The 15,769-nt window shown below is 62.4% G+C and carries 13 protein-coding genes; 2 read left to right on the forward strand and 11 right to left on the reverse strand.

Annotated features, from left to right (window positions below; all coding sequences use genetic code 11):
* Positions 1-323: 323 nt before the first annotated feature.
* The 6 genes from GR138_RS09070 to GR138_RS09095 all read right to left on the reverse strand — a co-directional run bounded on the left by GR138_RS09070 (position 324) and on the right by GR138_RS09095 (position 5,231).
* Positions 324-1,319: a TRAP transporter substrate-binding protein gene (locus GR138_RS09070; protein ID WP_160858560.1), complete on the reverse strand. Its 996-nt coding sequence runs from the start codon at positions 1,317-1,319 to the stop codon at positions 324-326.
* Positions 1,320-1,348: 29 nt separating this feature from the next.
* Entirely contained in the window at positions 1,349-2,611 is a 1,263-nt protein-coding gene (locus GR138_RS09075) for a TRAP transporter large permease (RefSeq protein ID WP_160858562.1), read from the reverse strand.
* Positions 2,611-3,225 (reverse strand): TRAP transporter small permease, encoded by a 615-nt coding sequence (locus GR138_RS09080; RefSeq protein WP_160858564.1) that lies wholly within the window; start codon positions 3,223-3,225, stop codon positions 2,611-2,613. Before GR138_RS09080 ends, GR138_RS09075 begins: the two co-directional genes overlap by 1 nt.
* Positions 3,226-3,535: 310 nt before the next feature.
* A complete protein-coding gene (locus GR138_RS09085; protein WP_160858566.1) occupies positions 3,536-3,730 on the reverse strand; it encodes a hypothetical protein in 195 nt (64 codons plus the stop codon).
* A 15-nt stretch (positions 3,731-3,745) separates the two neighbouring features.
* The gene (locus GR138_RS09090) at positions 3,746-4,489 is read right to left on the reverse strand and encodes an SDR family oxidoreductase (RefSeq protein WP_160858568.1); all 744 of its coding nucleotides are present in this window, start codon (positions 4,487-4,489) and stop codon (positions 3,746-3,748) included.
* Entirely contained in the window at positions 4,482-5,231 is a 750-nt protein-coding gene (locus GR138_RS09095; RefSeq protein WP_160858570.1) for an SDR family oxidoreductase, read from the reverse strand. Before GR138_RS09095 ends, GR138_RS09090 begins: the two co-directional genes overlap by 8 nt.
* A 98-nt stretch (positions 5,232-5,329) precedes the next feature.
* Between GR138_RS09095 and ydiJ the strand changes: the two genes are divergently transcribed.
* Positions 5,330-8,377, forward strand: a complete 3,048-nt coding sequence (gene ydiJ / locus GR138_RS09100) for a D-2-hydroxyglutarate dehydrogenase YdiJ (protein ID WP_160858572.1) — start codon at positions 5,330-5,332, stop codon at positions 8,375-8,377.
* 42 nt (positions 8,378-8,419) lie between these two features.
* Entirely contained in the window at positions 8,420-9,151 is a 732-nt protein-coding gene (locus GR138_RS09105; protein ID WP_160858574.1) for a FadR/GntR family transcriptional regulator, read from the forward strand.
* Between the two features lie 24 nt (positions 9,152-9,175).
* On the opposite strand, the gene GR138_RS09110 is transcribed toward GR138_RS09105, so the two are convergent.
* The 5 genes from GR138_RS09110 to GR138_RS09130 are packed head-to-tail and all read right to left on the reverse strand — an operon-like array spanning position 9,176 to position 15,766.
* Positions 9,176-10,861, reverse strand: a complete 1,686-nt coding sequence (locus GR138_RS09110; RefSeq protein WP_160858576.1) for a thiamine pyrophosphate-binding protein — start codon at positions 10,859-10,861, stop codon at positions 9,176-9,178.
* A 17-nt stretch (positions 10,862-10,878) separates the two neighbouring features.
* On the reverse strand, positions 10,879-12,072 hold the full coding sequence (locus GR138_RS09115) for an NAD(P)/FAD-dependent oxidoreductase (RefSeq protein WP_160858577.1): 1,194 nt from the start codon (positions 12,070-12,072) through the stop codon (positions 10,879-10,881).
* A gap of 8 nt (positions 12,073-12,080) precedes the next feature.
* Positions 12,081-12,887, reverse strand: a complete 807-nt coding sequence (locus GR138_RS09120; protein ID WP_160858579.1) for an NAD-dependent epimerase/dehydratase family protein — start codon at positions 12,885-12,887, stop codon at positions 12,081-12,083.
* 12 nt (positions 12,888-12,899) lie between these two features.
* The gene (locus tag GR138_RS09125; protein ID WP_160858581.1) at positions 12,900-14,111 is read right to left on the reverse strand and encodes a pyridoxal phosphate-dependent aminotransferase; all 1,212 of its coding nucleotides are present in this window, start codon (positions 14,109-14,111) and stop codon (positions 12,900-12,902) included.
* A complete protein-coding gene (locus GR138_RS09130; protein ID WP_160858583.1) occupies positions 14,108-15,766 on the reverse strand; it encodes a hydantoinase B/oxoprolinase family protein in 1,659 nt (552 codons plus the stop codon). Before GR138_RS09130 ends, GR138_RS09125 begins: the two co-directional genes overlap by 4 nt.
* Positions 15,767-15,769: the final 3 nt, after the last annotated feature.

The raw sequence follows: 15,769 nt of genomic DNA on the forward strand, positions 1-15,769 counted from the left end.
CAGCTATGACGACTTATCAACGACTTCGGTTCAGGGACCGAAGCAGGCCGAGGCCGCAACCATTTTTGATTGTCGCAAAGACAGCTGGAAAGAGACGGGGTACGGTGGACGAACACCAACCGCTGCATGCGGTTTTCGAGATAGTCGGGGCCAATGCGACAAGCCTTACGCCGTTCCTGACGGCAAACGGCCAAATGACCTTCGTCCAGCCGGCCTTAGGGTGTCGTCACGTTGCCTGAAAAAGAATGCGCTTATCCGGGTAGACTTTGCCGATACGGCTTTCCCTTGGAAGGAGAGCCGTATCGGCGGGTAAACCGCTGGCGTCAGAGGCTTGCGCCGACTTCCCGCAGTTCTTTCAGAACCGGTGCCTTCGGCAGCCAGATCTCGTCATAAGCGGCGATGATTTCCGCGGTGTTCTTCAGGTCTACGTCGACGATCTTGATGCCGGCGTCCTTGAAGTTCTGCAGGAGGGTGGCTTCCTTTGCGACGGTGGCGTCGATCTGCTTGTCGAGCTCCTCGCGGGTGAGGCGGGCGATGAGTTCGCGATCCGCTTCCGGAACACCCTTCCAGACGCGACCGGACGCCAGCGCGACACAAGGCATGAAGATGGCGTTCATGCGCAGCATGGTCTTGGCGACCTTGTCGTAGCGCTGGTTCCAGGAGAGATCGAGGTCTGCTTCAAGGCCATCCACCTGACCGTTGGACATGGCGTCGAACACCTGCGGCGTCGGGATTGGCGTCGGCGCTGCACCGAGAAGCTGGTAAAAATCACGATAGGCCGGCGTCGTGTTGATGCGCAACTTCATGCCCTTGATATCTTCGATACCGGCGGTTTCCTTGCCCGTGAAGACGACGCGCAGGGTGGTGATGCCGTAACCAAGGCCGATCGTGCCGCTCTGGGCGGGCAGGACGTCGAGAAGCTTGGTGGCGACCGGGTGACGAACGAGCGCCGCGACCTTTTCCGTACTCTTGACGAGCCAGGGCGCATTGATGGCAGCGATCTGCGGAATGCGCGAGCCGAGTTCCGCGGTCATGATCCAGCCGAAATCCAGCGCGCCGGACTGCATCTGCTGCAGCATGGCACCTTCGTTGCCGAGCTGGTTCGACGGGAAGACCTGGATCGAAAGGCGGCCGTTGGTTTCTTCCGCAAGGCGCTTGCCGACGGTTTCAGCCGCGACGTTCCACGGGTGGCCAGGCGGCGTCGTAATGCCGAGGCGATAGATCTTGGCGGTCTGCGCACGCAGGATCGACGGTGCGGAGACAGCCATTGCGGCACCCAGCGAGACGCTTTTCATCAAGGCACGGCGTGTAATGTTCATGGTGGTTCCCTCTGTTGTGAATTTACGGGTTAGGAGAAGTAGGTCGACAGTGCCGGGAAGATCGAAAGCAGCACCAGGATGACGCAGCAGATCAGGAAGAACGGCAGCGTGACGATGAACATCTTGCCGGGCTTGGCACCCGTCACCGCGGCGGCGATGAAGAAGTTCAGCCCGACCGGCGGGGACAGGAAGCCGAGGACCAGGTTGAGCACGGCGACGACGCCGAAATGCACCGGGTCGATGCCGTAGACTTCCGTCGCGATCGGCAGCAGGATCGGAACGGTCATGATGAGGCCCGGTGCGCCGTCAATGACCGTGCCGATGACGAGCAGGATCACATTGACCAGCAGCATGAACGTGATCGGGTCTTTCGCGATGGTCTGGATCCATTCCGCCACGTGCTGGGGAACCATGCCGTAGACGAGGACCCAGGAGAACACGGCGGCGGCCGCGATCAGGAACAGAATGCCCGCCGATAGGACCCCCGATTTGACGAACATTCCGGGAAGCTGTTTCAGGCGCAGATCGCCCGTCACAAAACGCCCGACAAGGACCGCGGCAACCACGCCCATCGCTGCGGCTTCGGTCGGATTGGCAAGGCCGGTCACGATCGAACCCACGATGATCAGCGGAATGATCAGCGTCGGCAGGGCCTTCAGCGTGATGGTCACACGTTCACGCATCGGCAGGCTCGCGCCGCGCGGATAGTTGTAGACATAGCCCATGAGCGCGATCACCACGACGAAGGCGATGGTGAGAATGACGCCGGGAATGATGCCGGCGGCCAGCATGGTTCCCACGGGAACCTGCGCGATGACGCTGTAGACAACGAACATGATGGACGGGGGAATGATCGGCCCGAGCATGCCGGCATAGGCGGTGAGGCCGGCAGCGAAGGTCTTGTCGTAGCCCTTCTTTTCCATTTCCGGGACGATCATCTGCGACATCAGCGCAACCTGTGCCGCAGCCGAGCCGAGAATGGAGGCGACGAACATGTTGGCGAGCAGGTTGACATAGGCGAGGCCGCCCTTGAGCGCGCCGACGAACGCCATTGCCATGTCGATGATGCGCCGCGTGATGCCACCCCCGTTCATGATCTCACCGATGAGAATGAACAGCGGGATGGCGATCAGGCCGTAACTGTCCAGCCCGGTGAACATCTGGGTGGGAAAGGAGACGAACAGAACCATGTTGTCGCTCTGCCAGATATACGCCGCCGCCGTGAGACACAGCACAATGGAGATCGGCAGGCCAATCAGCATGAGGGCAACGAATGCGCCGAAGGTAAACATCAGGCAGCTCCTTCGGCAGTCGTCAGCGAGACCTGCTCGCGCTTGCGCGCAATCCCGAGGTCTTCAAGCAGGTTGGCTGCGTTATGGACGACGAGCGTGAGGGCGAAGATCGGCAGGATCAGGTTGACGATCCAGGTCGGCCATTCCAGCGTCTGGGTGCGCTCGGTGTAGAGGAAGTTGAAGGTTTCTGCGGCGAAAGCCTGGGCATCGAAACCGTGCGAAGCGATGCCGACTGGATCCAGCCACAACCAGCACACCACGGCAAATCCGATCGCAAAGGCCAAGGATATCCCGGTGGCGAGGGCGCGCAGGCAGGCGACACATTTGGGCGGCAACTGATCTGACAGGAGCGTGACCGCGAAATCGATCCGCAGCCGCGTCATGACCGACGCGCCAATGAAGCCCAGCCAGATCATCGAGAAAATCGAGGCCTCGTCGATCCAGTAGATCGGCACCTTAGCGAAGCGGGTGACGACGTTGACCAGGATCAATGCCAGCAGCACCGTTATGAAAATCCCGGCCAGGATTTTTTCCCCACGCAGGAGCGCCTGGGACAGGCCTGTGATCTTCTCCGCCCAGAACGGATGGTTTCGTGGCTCCGCTGTCAACGGCATCGTACGCCTCCTCCTCTTGCATACTTAGTGTATTCATAAAGTATGCAAGAATGAGTCATGTCAACCATTTTCCGCCGCCGTTGGCGGAACATGGGAGCGAATAGACCGTCATTCCCACCCGCCCCCCACGCGCCATCGTTGACTCGTGCCGTCGGTTAAATCCGCCAAGTGTAGTTTGGAGCAAATGGGGCTGGGTCAGGCGGCCACGCGCCGCGCCAAGAACTCTGGCTGGCGAAACGCCTCACCGGAAGCCGGGCTGACGATATGCACAAGAACACAGAGTATGTGTGGGCGCAGCCGGCGCCAAAACTCAATCGTCTGGAACCGCGTGAAAGCCCGCCGGCAGGGCAAAGCCCGTGTCCGCCGGGGGCTCGGGCGGCAGGGTTTCGTGTTTTTGCGGTATCATCGCGTGGGCGGCCAGAACCGAACGGATGGCGACCGGGCGATAATGCCGGATGAGATCCGGCTTTTCTTCCGGTGTTTTCTTGTCATCGTTGCCGGACATGGCCCCTCCAGGACTTCAGCTTGCCGGAAATCTTACCATGGATCCACCGCCGGTCGCCTGGTCGGTCGGGAAAACCTCGACGCGAGCGACATCGACATAAACGGGCAGCGCAATCACATCGTTGATGATCTGTGCGATGTTTTCCGGCTGGATCGGCCTGTATCCGTCATAGAGCACGGCGCTCGCCTGATTGTCCGGGATCGAGGTGCGGTACAGCGCAGTCTGCACACGACCGGGCACGATTTCGCTGACGCGGACCGACGTTCCGAGCAGGTCGCAGCGCAGGTTGTCGCAAAAGAGGCTGAGGCCGGCTTTCGAGGGGCCGTAGGCACCCATGCCCGGGAACGCCGCCTGCCCGCCGCTGGAGCCAATATAGATGAGGTGCCCGCGCTTGCGCGAAACCATGCCCGGCAGGACAATGCGCGTGAGATGCATCGGCGCCTTGAGATTGATGTCGACCATCGCATCGATCTCGGCGGGGTCGATGTCCTGAAAGGCTGCACGCGTGGAGAGGATACCTGCATTGTTGACGAGGATATCCACCTCGACACCGACCAGGGCCTCGCCAATGCGTGCGGTGTCGCGCACATCGGCCTGCACGGGGATCGCGCCGCTTGTTTTGGCGAGTTCGGCAAGCTGCGCCTCGTTGCGGCCGATGGCGTAGACGTCGAGCCCTCGTTTGCGCAGCATCGGCACGATGGCCTTGCCGATACCGCTGGTCGCACCCGTGACGACTGCGACGCGGTATGTGTCAGACATAGATATATCCCCCGCTGATCACGACATTCTCTCCGGTCGCATAGCTATTGCGGCTCGACGCCATCATGACAATCCATTCGGCCATTTCGACCGGTTCCGCCGCGCGCCCGAGCGCACTGGCTTTCGCCAGCTCCGGCAGAAAGCCGAGTTCCTTGGCGCGGTCGGTGGCAAAACCGGCAGGCGCCACGGAGTTCACGAGGATCTGGTCCTTGGCGCATTCCTGCGCGAAAGATTTCGTCAGGCTGACGACCGCGGCCTTGGTGGCGGCATAATGCGCGTTCTGTGGATGCGCCTTGAACGCATCGACCGAGGTGATGTTGACGATGCGGCCGGTGACCTCCGGCGCGTTCACGAACTGGCGCATGTGGCGCACGGCTGCAACCATCATATGGTACGTGCCCTTGATATTGATCGCATTCTCGAGGTCCCACTCTTCATCGGTGATGTCGAGAATGGCCTTGCGCGGGTAGATTGCCGCGCTGTTGACGAGGGCGTGGACGCGGCCGAATTTTTCAACGATGGCATCGAAGCCGGCATGCGCCGTTTCCGCACGGGAAATATCCGCCACCGCGGTCGCAACCTCGACGCCGAGCGCCGTCAGTTCCGCCGCCGAGGATGAAAGCAGCGCCTCGTTGCGATCGATGAGGCCGATCTTCGTCGCGCCATGCGTGACCATCAGCTTCGCCGTCGTGAACCCGAGGCCCGAAGCGCCACCGACGATGACAACAGACTGGTTCTTCACGTTTCACACCTCGTGTTTTTCGGGTTGCGCCACTATATTGGTATGTTATCACTTATATGCCAACTTTAACAAAGCGCAAGCCATTTCTGGATTCCGCCATGATCCCCCGCCTCGACACCGACCGGAGCGTTTCGACAGCAAATTCCGATTTTTTCAGGCATCTCGCCTCCATTGGGTTCGAGGGGGACACGGGCACCGGCGCTTCGGAACGAACCGTCTATTCCACCGACAATTCCATCTACCAGGTGGCACCCGCCGGCGTGCTATTTCCGAAAAACATCGACGATCTCAAACGCATTGCCAAGGCCCTCGCTAAACCGGAATTCTCCACCGTCACGATCGCGCCGCGCGGCGGCGGGACGGGCACGAATGGCCAGTCGTTGACTGATGGCATCGTTGTCGACTGCTCACGCCATATGAACCGGATCATCGAGATCGACCCGGTCCGTCGAACCGCACGCGTGGAGGCCGGCATCGTCAAGGACCAGTTGAACAAGGCGCTGGAACCTTACGGCCTATTCTTCGCACCGGAGCTTTCCACCTCGAACCGGGCAACGATCGGCGGCATGATCGCGACCGATGCCTGCGGCCAGGGATCCTGCCTGTACGGAAAGACCAGCAACCATGTTCGCGCCCTGCGCGTCGTTTTGACCGACGGCACCGATTTCCTCTCCCGCCCCGTGCGAGAGGAAGAGTTGCGGGCGCTTCAGGCCCGGCGCGACCGCGTCGGCGATATCCACAGGACACTCGCGCGCATCGCGACCGACAACCGGGAGCAGATCGAGGCGGTTTTCCCGAAGCTCAACCGCTTCATGACCGGGTATGATCTCGCCCATCTCCAGCGCGGGGATGGTCTTTTCGACCTGAACGCGGTGCTTTGCGGATCCGAAGGCACGCTGGCGATGATCGCAGAGGCGGAACTGGCCTTGCTGCCAATCCCCGCCTGTGCGGCGCTTATCACCATCCGTTACGACAATTTCAACGCCGCGCTCGAAGACGCCCGTACGCTCGTCGCTCTCAATGTCGCCTCGGTCGAGACGATCGACGAGACAGTCCTGCAACTCGCCAAGGGCGATAATGCCTGGCCGCGCATCGCCGCCTTTTTTCCGGACGATGCCGACGGGCCGGCCAACGGCATCAACATTGTCGAAGTTCTGGCCGACACCGCGGGCGATCTCGCTGAAAAACTGGCCGTCGTCAGCGCGGCGCTCCAAGGCACGCTCTTCGCCGGCCGGAAGGGCTTTTCCACCGTGCATGGCAAGGCCGATATCGACGCCGTCTGGACGATGCGCAAGCGGGCGGTCGGCCTGCTCGGCAATGTCGACGGCCCGATCCGGCCGGTACCATTCGTCGAGGATACCGCCGTTCCGCCGGGACATCTCGCCGCCTATATCCGCGAATTCCGCGCACTGCTTGATGGAGAAGGCCTGACCTATGGCATGTTCGGCCATGTGGATGCCGGCGTGCTGCACGTGCGCCCTGCGCTCGATCTGACCCGCGCGGACCATGCTGCGCTCATGCGGCGGATCAGCGACGCCGTCGTCGCACTGACGCAGAAATACGGCGGCGTCCTCTGGGGCGAACACGGCAAGGGGGTGCGCTCGGAATATGTGCCATCCTTCTTCGGCCCGCTCTATCCGCGCTTGCAGGAGATCAAGCAGGCCTTCGATCCGCTCAACCAGTTAAACCCCGGCAAGATCGTCGCGCCGGTCAGCAGCCCCCTGCCGAAAATCGACGATATCCCCTTGCGTGGCAGCTTCGACCGCATCCTCGGCACCGATATCCGCGCCGCCTTCGACAATGCTGCCTATTGCAACGGTAACGGCGCCTGTTTCGATTTCGATGCCGACGGGCTGATGTGCCCTTCCTACAAGGCGACGCGTGACAGGCGATTTTCGCCGAAGGGCCGCGCCTCGCTGATGCGGGAATGGCTTCGCCGGCTTGCTGAAAAGGGCGTCGATCCACGACGGGAGGCGGAGCGCCTGCGTCGCACAAGCACAGTCCCGGGGTTCGTACGGCGCGTCTGGAACTCACTCAACCCCGCAAACCGCGACGACTTCTCCCATGAGGTGCGCGCGGCGATGGACACCTGCCTCGCCTGCAAGGCCTGCGCCGGCCAATGCCCCGTCAAGGTGAGCGTGCCCGCCTTCCGCTCCAAGTTCCTTGAACTCTATTACGGGCGCTACCTGCGGCCACTGAAGGACCCGGTCGTCGCGGCCATCGAACCCCTGTTGCCGCTGATGGCCCGGACGCGAGCGCTCTACAATCTCGTCGTCGGCTCCAGGATCGGCCAGGCGGCGATGCGCTTCACGGGCCTGACGGCACTTCCTGCCCTTCCCGCCCCTTCGCTCCGCCGCAGCGTTGCCATCGCCACGCCGCAGGCACTGGCGAGCCTAAGCGGGCAGGAACGGGACAAAGCGGTGATCTTTGTGCCTGATGCCTTCACCGAACATTTCGACCCGCAGGTGCTGTCCGCCGCCATCGATATCGCGGTCTCGCTGGGGCTTCGGCCTTTTCTCGCGCCGCCGCTCAGCAACGGCAAGGCTCTGCACGTGCTGGGGTATCTTCGCGCCTTTGAGAGGGTGGCGGACCGGACCGCGCGGCAGCTCGACCGCATGGCCGATACCGGCATAGCGCTGGTCGGCATCGATCCGTCGATGACACTCGCCTATCGCAGTGAATATGCCGCGGTGCGACTGTGTGCGCGCGTCCTGCTGCCGCAGGAATGGCTGGCGCACGTGATCGATCGGCTACCCGCGCCCGCTCCCGTGCGCGACCCTCCACTCTACCGGCTGATGGCGCATTGCACGGAACGCAGCACTGCACCGGCGGCCGTCAGTCAATGGGGTACCGTCTTCGCAAAACTGGGTATCGCGTTTTCCGCCGTCGACGTCGGTTGCTGCGGCATGGCGGGCATGTTCGGTCACGAGGTGCAAAACCGTCCCCTTTCGGAAAAACTCTATGCCACGAGCTGGCAACCCGCCTTCGCAAGTGCGGGAACAGAAGAGGTGATCATGGCAACGGGCTATTCCTGCCGCTCGCAGGTGAAGCTGATGTCCCAGCGGCACATTCCGCATCCCCTGCAAGTCATCCGCACCCATCTTCAGGCGCAGGCCGCTGCCATTGGAGAAACTCGCCATGTATGATATGTGATAAATGCGAAGTTTCGGGGCGAAGGGCAGACCGGCATGTCGATCATAACACAGCGCGGCAATCTCGCGGAAATCGTCGTCGCCAAACTTGCCGAGCGCATCGATAACGGACTTTATGCGCCCGGCGAGAAGATTCCGTCAAGCGCCCAGCTCTGCGAAGAATTCGGCGTGTCCCGCACGGTCATTCGCGAGGCGCTCACTTCGCTCAAGGTGGCGGGTCGGGTCATCTCAAGGCAGGGCGCCGGCGTCTATGTCACGGAGAAGGACGCCAAGACGCTGAACTTCGAGATCAGCCGCATCGACGACATCCGCTCGGCCATGCAGATCCTCGAACTGCGTCTCGGTGTCGAAATGCAGTCCGTGGCGCTTGCCGCGCAGCGCCGCACGCCGGAAGCGCTGGCCGAGATTGCCCGCGCCTTCGACTATATCGAGAACCTCGACACGAACGATGCCGAGATCGAGGCACGCGCCGACTTCGATTTCCACCTGGCCATTGCCAAGGCCACGCGCAACCCGCACTTTCCGAGTTTTCTCGTCGCGGTGATGGGCGAGATCAATTTCGATCTGGTGCTGAAGCATCGCCAGTCCGGCCGCACCTACAACGCCTATCTGAAGAAGATCAACAAGGAGCATGCCGGCATCCTCGCGGCGATCACGCAGGGCGACGCGAAGGCTGCCAAACACGCGCTGGTCGCGCATCTGGAGGAAAGCCTCAACCGTTACCGCGCCATGCTGGACGAGCCGGCGGGCAGCGAAGCGGACGACTGACCGCGACGCCCCCGTCCGTCCGTCTCATCTGCCCGCCGCAAACGCCTGTTCGCGGATTTGCGTCAGGCTCATCTTGGGCGTCAGCGCTTCGGGATCGATGCGGATTTCGATCAAGGCCGGTTTGCCGGACGCTTCCGAGCGCAGGAAGGCATTGGCAAACGCCTCCGTCCTCTCCACCGTCTCCGCGTGAAGGCCATACGACCGGGCGAGATCGGCAAAGTTCGGGTTGGTGAGCTTGGTCCCGGAAACACGGCCGGGATAATTGCGCTCCTGATGCATGCGGATCGTGCCGTACATGCCGTTGTTGATGACAAGGAAGATGACGCGGGCGTCATATTGCATCGCCGTGGCCAATTCCTGCCCGTTCATTAGAAAGCAGCCGTCGCCGGCGAAGGCGACCACAGTGCGCTCCGGTGCGGTGATTTTTGCCGCAATTGCCGCCGGCACGCCGTAACCCATCGAACCATTGGTCGGACCGAGCTGGGTGCGGAACGTGCGGTACTGGTAGAAGCGGTGCGCCCAGGCGGAATAGTTCCCCGCGCCCGTCGTCAGAATGGCATCGGCCGGCAGATGGCCCCGCAGCCATTCCATGACCTCGCCCATCTGGACGGGACCCGGGATCAGCGGGTGGTGGATGTTTTCGAGATAGTCGGCATGGGCCGTCTTCGTCCATTCGCACCATGCCGGCGCCGCCGCAGGCTTCAGCTTCGCAGCTTGCGACAGAAAGCCGGCAACGCTGGCATTGATCGGCAGCGCGGCATGATAGACGCGACCGAGCTCCTCCGCGCCCGGATGAACATGAACGAATGCCTGCTTCGGAACGGGAATGTCGATCAACGTATAGGCCCCCGTCGTCATTTCACCGAGCCGGGCACCGATCGCGATCAGCACATCGCAATCCTTCACATGCTGGATCAGCTTCGGTCCGGCCGCGAGGCCGAGATCGCCCGCATAGTTTCCATGCGTGTTGTCGAAAAGATCCTGGCAGCGGAAGGAAGCCGCGACGGGAAGCGAAAAAGCCTCCGAGAAGGCGAGCAGATCGGCAACCGCCTGCTTCGTCCAGCCGCCGCCGCCGGCGACGACCATGGGCCGCGCCGCCTTGGCCAGCAGTGCGATCAGCTCGTCGAGCTGCGGCTCGCCGGCATAGGTGTCCACGCGCTTGTAGGCCGGCGTATCGGCAACGGTCACCACATCCGTCAGCATGTCCTCCGGAAGCGCTACCACCACCGGCCCAGGACGGCCGTTGACGGCGCGGTGGAAGGCCTGGCTGACGAGTTCGGGAATGCGGGCCGCATCCTCGATCTCCACCACCCATTTCGCCATCTGGCCAAACATGCGCCGATAGTCGATCTCCTGAAAGGCCTCCCGCTCCATCTGGTCACGCGCCACCTGGCCGATGAAGAGGATCATCGGCGTCGAATCCTGAAAAGCGGTGTGCACGCCAACCGAGGCGTTGGTGGCACCGGGCCCGCGGGTGACGAAGCAGATGCCGGGCTTGCCCGTCAGCTTGCCATAGGCTTCTGCCATATAGGCCGCACCGCCCTCCTGCCGGCAGATGACGAACTCGATCGCATCCCCGGCATCGTGGAAGGCATCGAGTGCTGCCAGATAGCTTTCACCCGGCACGCCGAACACCCGTTCGACGCCATGGATCCTCAGTGCGTCGACCAGGATCTGGCCGCCGCTGCGTGTCTCATATTCGGTTGTCATGTTCGTCTCCTGAGCCGTTAAATCACGGCGTCCTCAAGGAAGGGGCGGTTTGCGACGACGCGCTCGTAGCCGAAAGGCGAGAGGTCGAGCGTGCAAAAACCGCCATAGGCGATCAGTTCGGAAAGGCCGCGTCCCATCGCCGGCGACTGCTGCAGGCCATGGCCGGAAAAGCCGTTGGCGAAGAGAAAGTTCTTCACGTCGGTGTGCGGGCCGAGAATGACGTTGTGGTCGAGCGTGCAATAGTCGTAGTGCCCCGCCCAACTGTTCACCACCTTGATCGCCTCGAAGGCCGGCACGCGTTCCGCGAGCGTCGGCCAGATTTCCTCGTCGAATTCGTCATGCATGACGGAAAAGTCGTTCGGATCGACCTCCGGGTCATGCTTGGGATAGGTTCCCATCAGGTAGAATTTTCCTTCGGGGCGGAAGAAGACGCCGGACGGATCGATCGTGAGACCGACCTTGCCTTTCAGTGGCGTGCGACAATCCACCACGAAGAGCGAACGGCGGCGCGGCTCGACCGGAATGTCGAGGCCCGCCATGCGCGCAACCTGCTTGCCATTGGTGCCGGACGTGTTGACCAACGTGCCGCAGGCGATCGTCTGCCCGCTCTTTGTCGTCACCGAAACCACGCGGTCACCGTCCCGGTTCACCGCGACGACTTCGTCTTCGATATACTCGACACCAAGGGCGCGCGCCTTCTTGCGGAAGCCCTGCAGCAAGCCGACGCTGTCGAACCAGCCTTCACCGCTTTCACCTGTGCTGCCGAGCGTCAGGCCCTCCACATTGAGCCACGGGAAGCGGGAAGCCAGCCCTTCCGGATCGAGCAACGACACATCGGCACCGCAAGCGACCTGCGTTTCGTGATTGCGACGAAGCACATCGGCGCCGCGCTCGTCGCCGGCAAGGAAAAGGTAGCCGTTTTCATGGAAACCGATTTCCGGCGTATCGTCATCGACCGCGACATTTTTCCGGAAATTGCGGATGAACTCCGTGCCAAACTGCGAGACCTTTACGTTGATTGCGTTGGAGAACTGGTGGCGGATGGAACTGGACGAGAGCGCGGTCGCCGAGCGCTGGTAGGTCCAGTCCTTCTCGATCACCAGTACGGAGCCGGTAAAATCGGGGTTCGTCGCCAGAAAATAGGCCGTCGCGCTGCCGACAACGGCACCGCCGACAATAACGACGTCATAGGATGTCTTCGAAGCCTGCATCGTCGCCCTCACGTGTCTTCGAAGTGGCCGGCTGCGCAGAAGCTGCCGCCCTGGTAGCGCACGGCCGGATCGTTCGGGTCGCCCTGTTCCGTCCTGGCAAATACCTTGTCGGCATAGTCGTCGGCGCTGTCTTCCGGCTTGTAGCCGAGCACGGCGGCTGTGCGATTGTCCCAGAAAGCCTGGGCGTTGTTCGACATGCCATAGGCGACCATGAAGCCGACGCGCGGGGCCGACAGGCTCTTTTCGACAAGCTGGCGGCAATCGCGATAGGACAGCCAGGTGATGAGATGCCGGCGGTCGGTCGGTTCCGGGAAACAGGAACCGATGCGGATACTGACCGTCTCGATCCCGAACTTGTCGAAATAGTAGCGGCCGAGATTTTCCACGAAGGTTTTCGAGACGCCGTAAAGGCTGTCCGGCCGGGTTGGGACGGTGCCATCGATCGTCTCGGTGCGCTCGTAGTAGCCGATGGCATGCACGGAACTGGCATAGACGATGCGCTTCACGCCGTGCCGGCGTGCGGCTTCGTAGATATTGTAGCCGCCAGAAATGTTGCTATCGAGGATCGTCTTCCATTCGGCTTCCAGCGGCTGACCGCCCAGATGAACGATGGCGTCGCAGCCCTTCACGGCCTCAGAAACAGCATCGAAATCGGCAAGCTCGAGCGGGAAGTCCTCTTCGTGCGAGGCAATGTTTTCGCAGGGCTTGCGATCGGAGAGCCGCACGATCCTGCCGAGCCGCGTGCCGGACTGGCGGAGCGCCGTGCCAACGCCACCGGCGGCACCCGTCAGGAGAACTTTCTGAAAATGGGACATGGGCGGTTCCTCCTAGCGAAGCCGGGCGAGCGCATCGGCGATGCGGTCGATGGCGAGCGTGAGATTGTCGCGCGAGGTGGCGAAGGACAGGCGGATATAGGGCTCGACGCCGAAGGCAGCACCCGGCACGGTCGCGACCTTGCCCTCCGCAAGCAGGTAGGCGGCGAGCGCCGTGTCGTTGGCAATGACAGTGCCATCCGGAGCCGTCCTGCCGACATGGGCTGCGCATTTCGGGAAGAGATAGAACGCCCCCTCCGGTGCCCGCACCTCAAGGCCCGGGATGGCGCCGAAACCCTTCGTCACCAGTTCGCCGCGCGCCTTGTATTCGGCAACGGCCGTCGTCACAAAATCCTGCGGCCCATTGAGCGCGGCTACGGCTGCGACCTGCGTGATCGAGGATGGGCAGGTGGTGCTCTGCGACTGCATCTTGTTCAGCACCTTCGTCAGGCTCTTCGGCCCCGCCGCATAACCAAGCCGCCAGCCGGTCATCGCATAGGCCTTGGAGACGCCGTTGATGAGCAGCGTGCGGTCGCGCAAATCCGGGCAGGCGTTGGCAAAGGAGGTGAAGGGCACGTTGCCGCAGACGATGTGCTCGTAAATCTCGTCCGACATGATGGCGACACGGGGATGGCGCGCCAGCACCTCGCCCAGCGCCTTCAATTCGTCGGCGCTGTAGATCGCGCCGGTCGGGTTGGAGGGTGAGTTGAACAGGAACCAGCGGGTCTTCGGCGTGATCGCCGCCTCCAGCCGCTCCGGAGTGATCTTGAAGTCGTCCTCCACGCCGCAGGCGACGATCTTCGGCACGCCGCCGTGCAGGATGACGATATCGGTATAGGACACCCAATAGGGTGCCGGCACCACCACCTCGTCGCCGGGCTCCAGCGTGCCGAGGAAGGCATTGAACAGGATCTGCTTGGCGCCGTTGCCGATGGAGATCTCGTCAGGCGCATAGTCGAGGCCGTTCTCGCGTTTTAATTTTCTGACGATCGCTTCGCGCAGTTCGGGCAGGCCATCCGGTGCCGTGTAGCGGGTGATCCCCCGTTTCATCGCATCGACAGCGGCTTCGACGATATGGGCGGGCGTGTCGAAATCCGGTTCGCCCAGCGAAAGGTCGATCACCGGTTCCCCCTTCGCGCGCATCGCCTTCGCCGCCATTGAAACGGCCATGGATGGCGAAGACTTGATGGTGGATGCCCGCGCGCTTTCAAACACGATCATGTTCATGCCTTTCCTCCCGCCTTGCCATAGAGCGCGGCCTGTTCCTCTGTGATGTAGCCGTGCTTGACGTCGTGGGCGACAGCGTCTGCGGGGCGGTCCGCCGGCGTGCCATAGCCTCCCCCACCGGGTAGCGAGAGGACCAGGCGTCGGCCTTCGGGCACGAATTGCAGACCCTTGCCCTTCAGGGCGGTGCCGTCGTCGAGCGCCACGCCGCCGGGCGCGCCGTCAAGCCCGCCATCGCGGCCGCGGGCCGGATGATTCAGACGATCGAACATAGCCGAGAAGCGGAAGGAATAACCTTCGGCCGCCTCGATCTCGATCATCTGGCCGAGACCGCCGCGGTGCGCGCCCGCGCCGCCCGAGCCTTCGCGCAACTCTTTGCGCCAGATGATGACCGGGCCGACATTTTCCGTCGCCTCGATCGGCATGGTGTGCACGCCGCTCGGGAAGGCCGTTGCGTTCAGACCGTCCAGCGCGGTGCGCGCGCCGGAGCCGCCGGAATTGAACATCAGGATTTCCGCGCCCTTGCCGCCGATCTGGTCGGCGACGGGACGCACGCTCATGTGCAGGTTCCAGAGTGCGCTCGCGCCCTCCGCCGGCACCTGGCCGGGCAACGCCTGGTGCAGCGCGCCGAGCACGAGATCCGGCACGAAATGGCCGAGTACGTGGCGGACTGCGACGGGGGCCGGCCGCTTGGCATTCAGGATACAGCCTTCGGGTGCCGCGACATCGAAGGGGGCAAGCGAGGCGGCATTGTTCGGAATTTCCGGCGCCACGACACATTTGATGCCGTAGCAGGCATAGGCCTTGGCATAGACGAGCGGCACGTTGATGCCGAATTTGCTCATGCCCGACGTGCCGTCGAAATCGACCAGCACGCCCTCCGGCCCGATCGTCAGCTTTGCAGCAAGGTGCACCGGCTCGTCATAACCGTCGAGATCGAGGCTATAAGACCAGCTGCCGTGCGGCAAATTCCGCAAGCGCTCCAGCGTCGCTTCACGACTGTGCTTGAGGATGAAGCCGCCGATCATCGACAGGTCTTCGAGGTTGAATTCCGTCAGCATGTCGATGAGGCGGCGGTGGCCGGTCTCATTGCAGGCAGCAAGCGCGTGAAAGTCGCCGACAACCTTGTCGTTCTCGCGCACATTGTTGCGCACGATATGGATGAGCGTGCGGTTCAGGTCGCCACGCTCGAAGAACTTCATGATCGGGATGAAGAGACCTTCCTCATAGACCTCGCGCGCATCCGGCCCGAAGCCGCGTCCACCGACATCCACCACATGGGGGGTGGAGGCGAAGTAGCCGACCAGTTTGCCATGGTGGAAGGAGGGTGTGACGACCGTGATGTCGTGCAGGTGGCCGGTGCCCTTCCACGGGTCGTTGGTGATATAGACATCGCCTTCAAAGATGTTGTCCGGGCCGATATCGCGGATGAAATGCGCGACGGATTCCGCCATGGCATTGACGTGTCCCGGCGTGCCGGTGACGGCCTGAGCCAGCATGCGGCCTTCGAGGTCGAAGACGCCGGCGGAGAGGTCGCCCGCCTCACGCACCGACGTGGAAAAGGCCGTACGAATCAGCGTCTGGGCCTGTTCTTCCACGACGGAGATCAGGCGGTTCCACATGACCTGCATATGGATATCGATCATCGACTGGTTCATGGA

The sequence above is a fragment of the Shinella kummerowiae genome, from assembly GCF_009827055.1.
GTDB lineage: Bacteria > Pseudomonadota > Alphaproteobacteria > Rhizobiales > Rhizobiaceae > Shinella > Shinella kummerowiae.

Bases quoted from the DNA above. Each gene is read 5' to 3' on its own strand.
- GR138_RS09070 (WP_160858560.1), bottom strand. From the start codon at position 1,319: ATGAACATTACACGCCGTGCCTTGATGAAAAGCGTCTCGCTGGGTGCC.
- GR138_RS09075 (WP_160858562.1), bottom strand. From the start codon at position 2,611: ATGTTTACCTTCGGCGCATTCGTTGCCCTCATGCTGATTGGCCTGCCG.
- GR138_RS09080 (WP_160858564.1), bottom strand. From the start codon at position 3,225: ATGCCGTTGACAGCGGAGCCACGAAACCATCCGTTCTGGGCGGAGAAG.
- GR138_RS09085 (WP_160858566.1), bottom strand. From the start codon at position 3,730: ATGTCCGGCAACGATGACAAGAAAACACCGGAAGAAAAGCCGGATCTC.
- GR138_RS09090 (WP_160858568.1), bottom strand. From the start codon at position 4,489: ATGTCTGACACATACCGCGTCGCAGTCGTCACGGGTGCGACCAGCGGT.
- ydiJ (WP_160858572.1), top strand. From the start codon at position 5,330: ATGATCCCCCGCCTCGACACCGACCGGAGCGTTTCGACAGCAAATTCC.
- GR138_RS09105 (WP_160858574.1), top strand. From the start codon at position 8,420: ATGTCGATCATAACACAGCGCGGCAATCTCGCGGAAATCGTCGTCGCC.
- GR138_RS09110 (WP_160858576.1), bottom strand. From the start codon at position 10,861: ATGACAACCGAATATGAGACACGCAGCGGCGGCCAGATCCTGGTCGAC.
- GR138_RS09115 (WP_160858577.1), bottom strand. From the start codon at position 12,072: ATGCAGGCTTCGAAGACATCCTATGACGTCGTTATTGTCGGCGGTGCC.
- GR138_RS09120 (WP_160858579.1), bottom strand. From the start codon at position 12,887: ATGTCCCATTTTCAGAAAGTTCTCCTGACGGGTGCCGCCGGTGGCGTT.
- GR138_RS09125 (WP_160858581.1), bottom strand. From the start codon at position 14,111: ATGAACATGATCGTGTTTGAAAGCGCGCGGGCATCCACCATCAAGTCT.
- GR138_RS09130 (WP_160858583.1), bottom strand. From the start codon at position 15,766: ATGAACCAGTCGATGATCGATATCCATATGCAGGTCATGTGGAACCGC.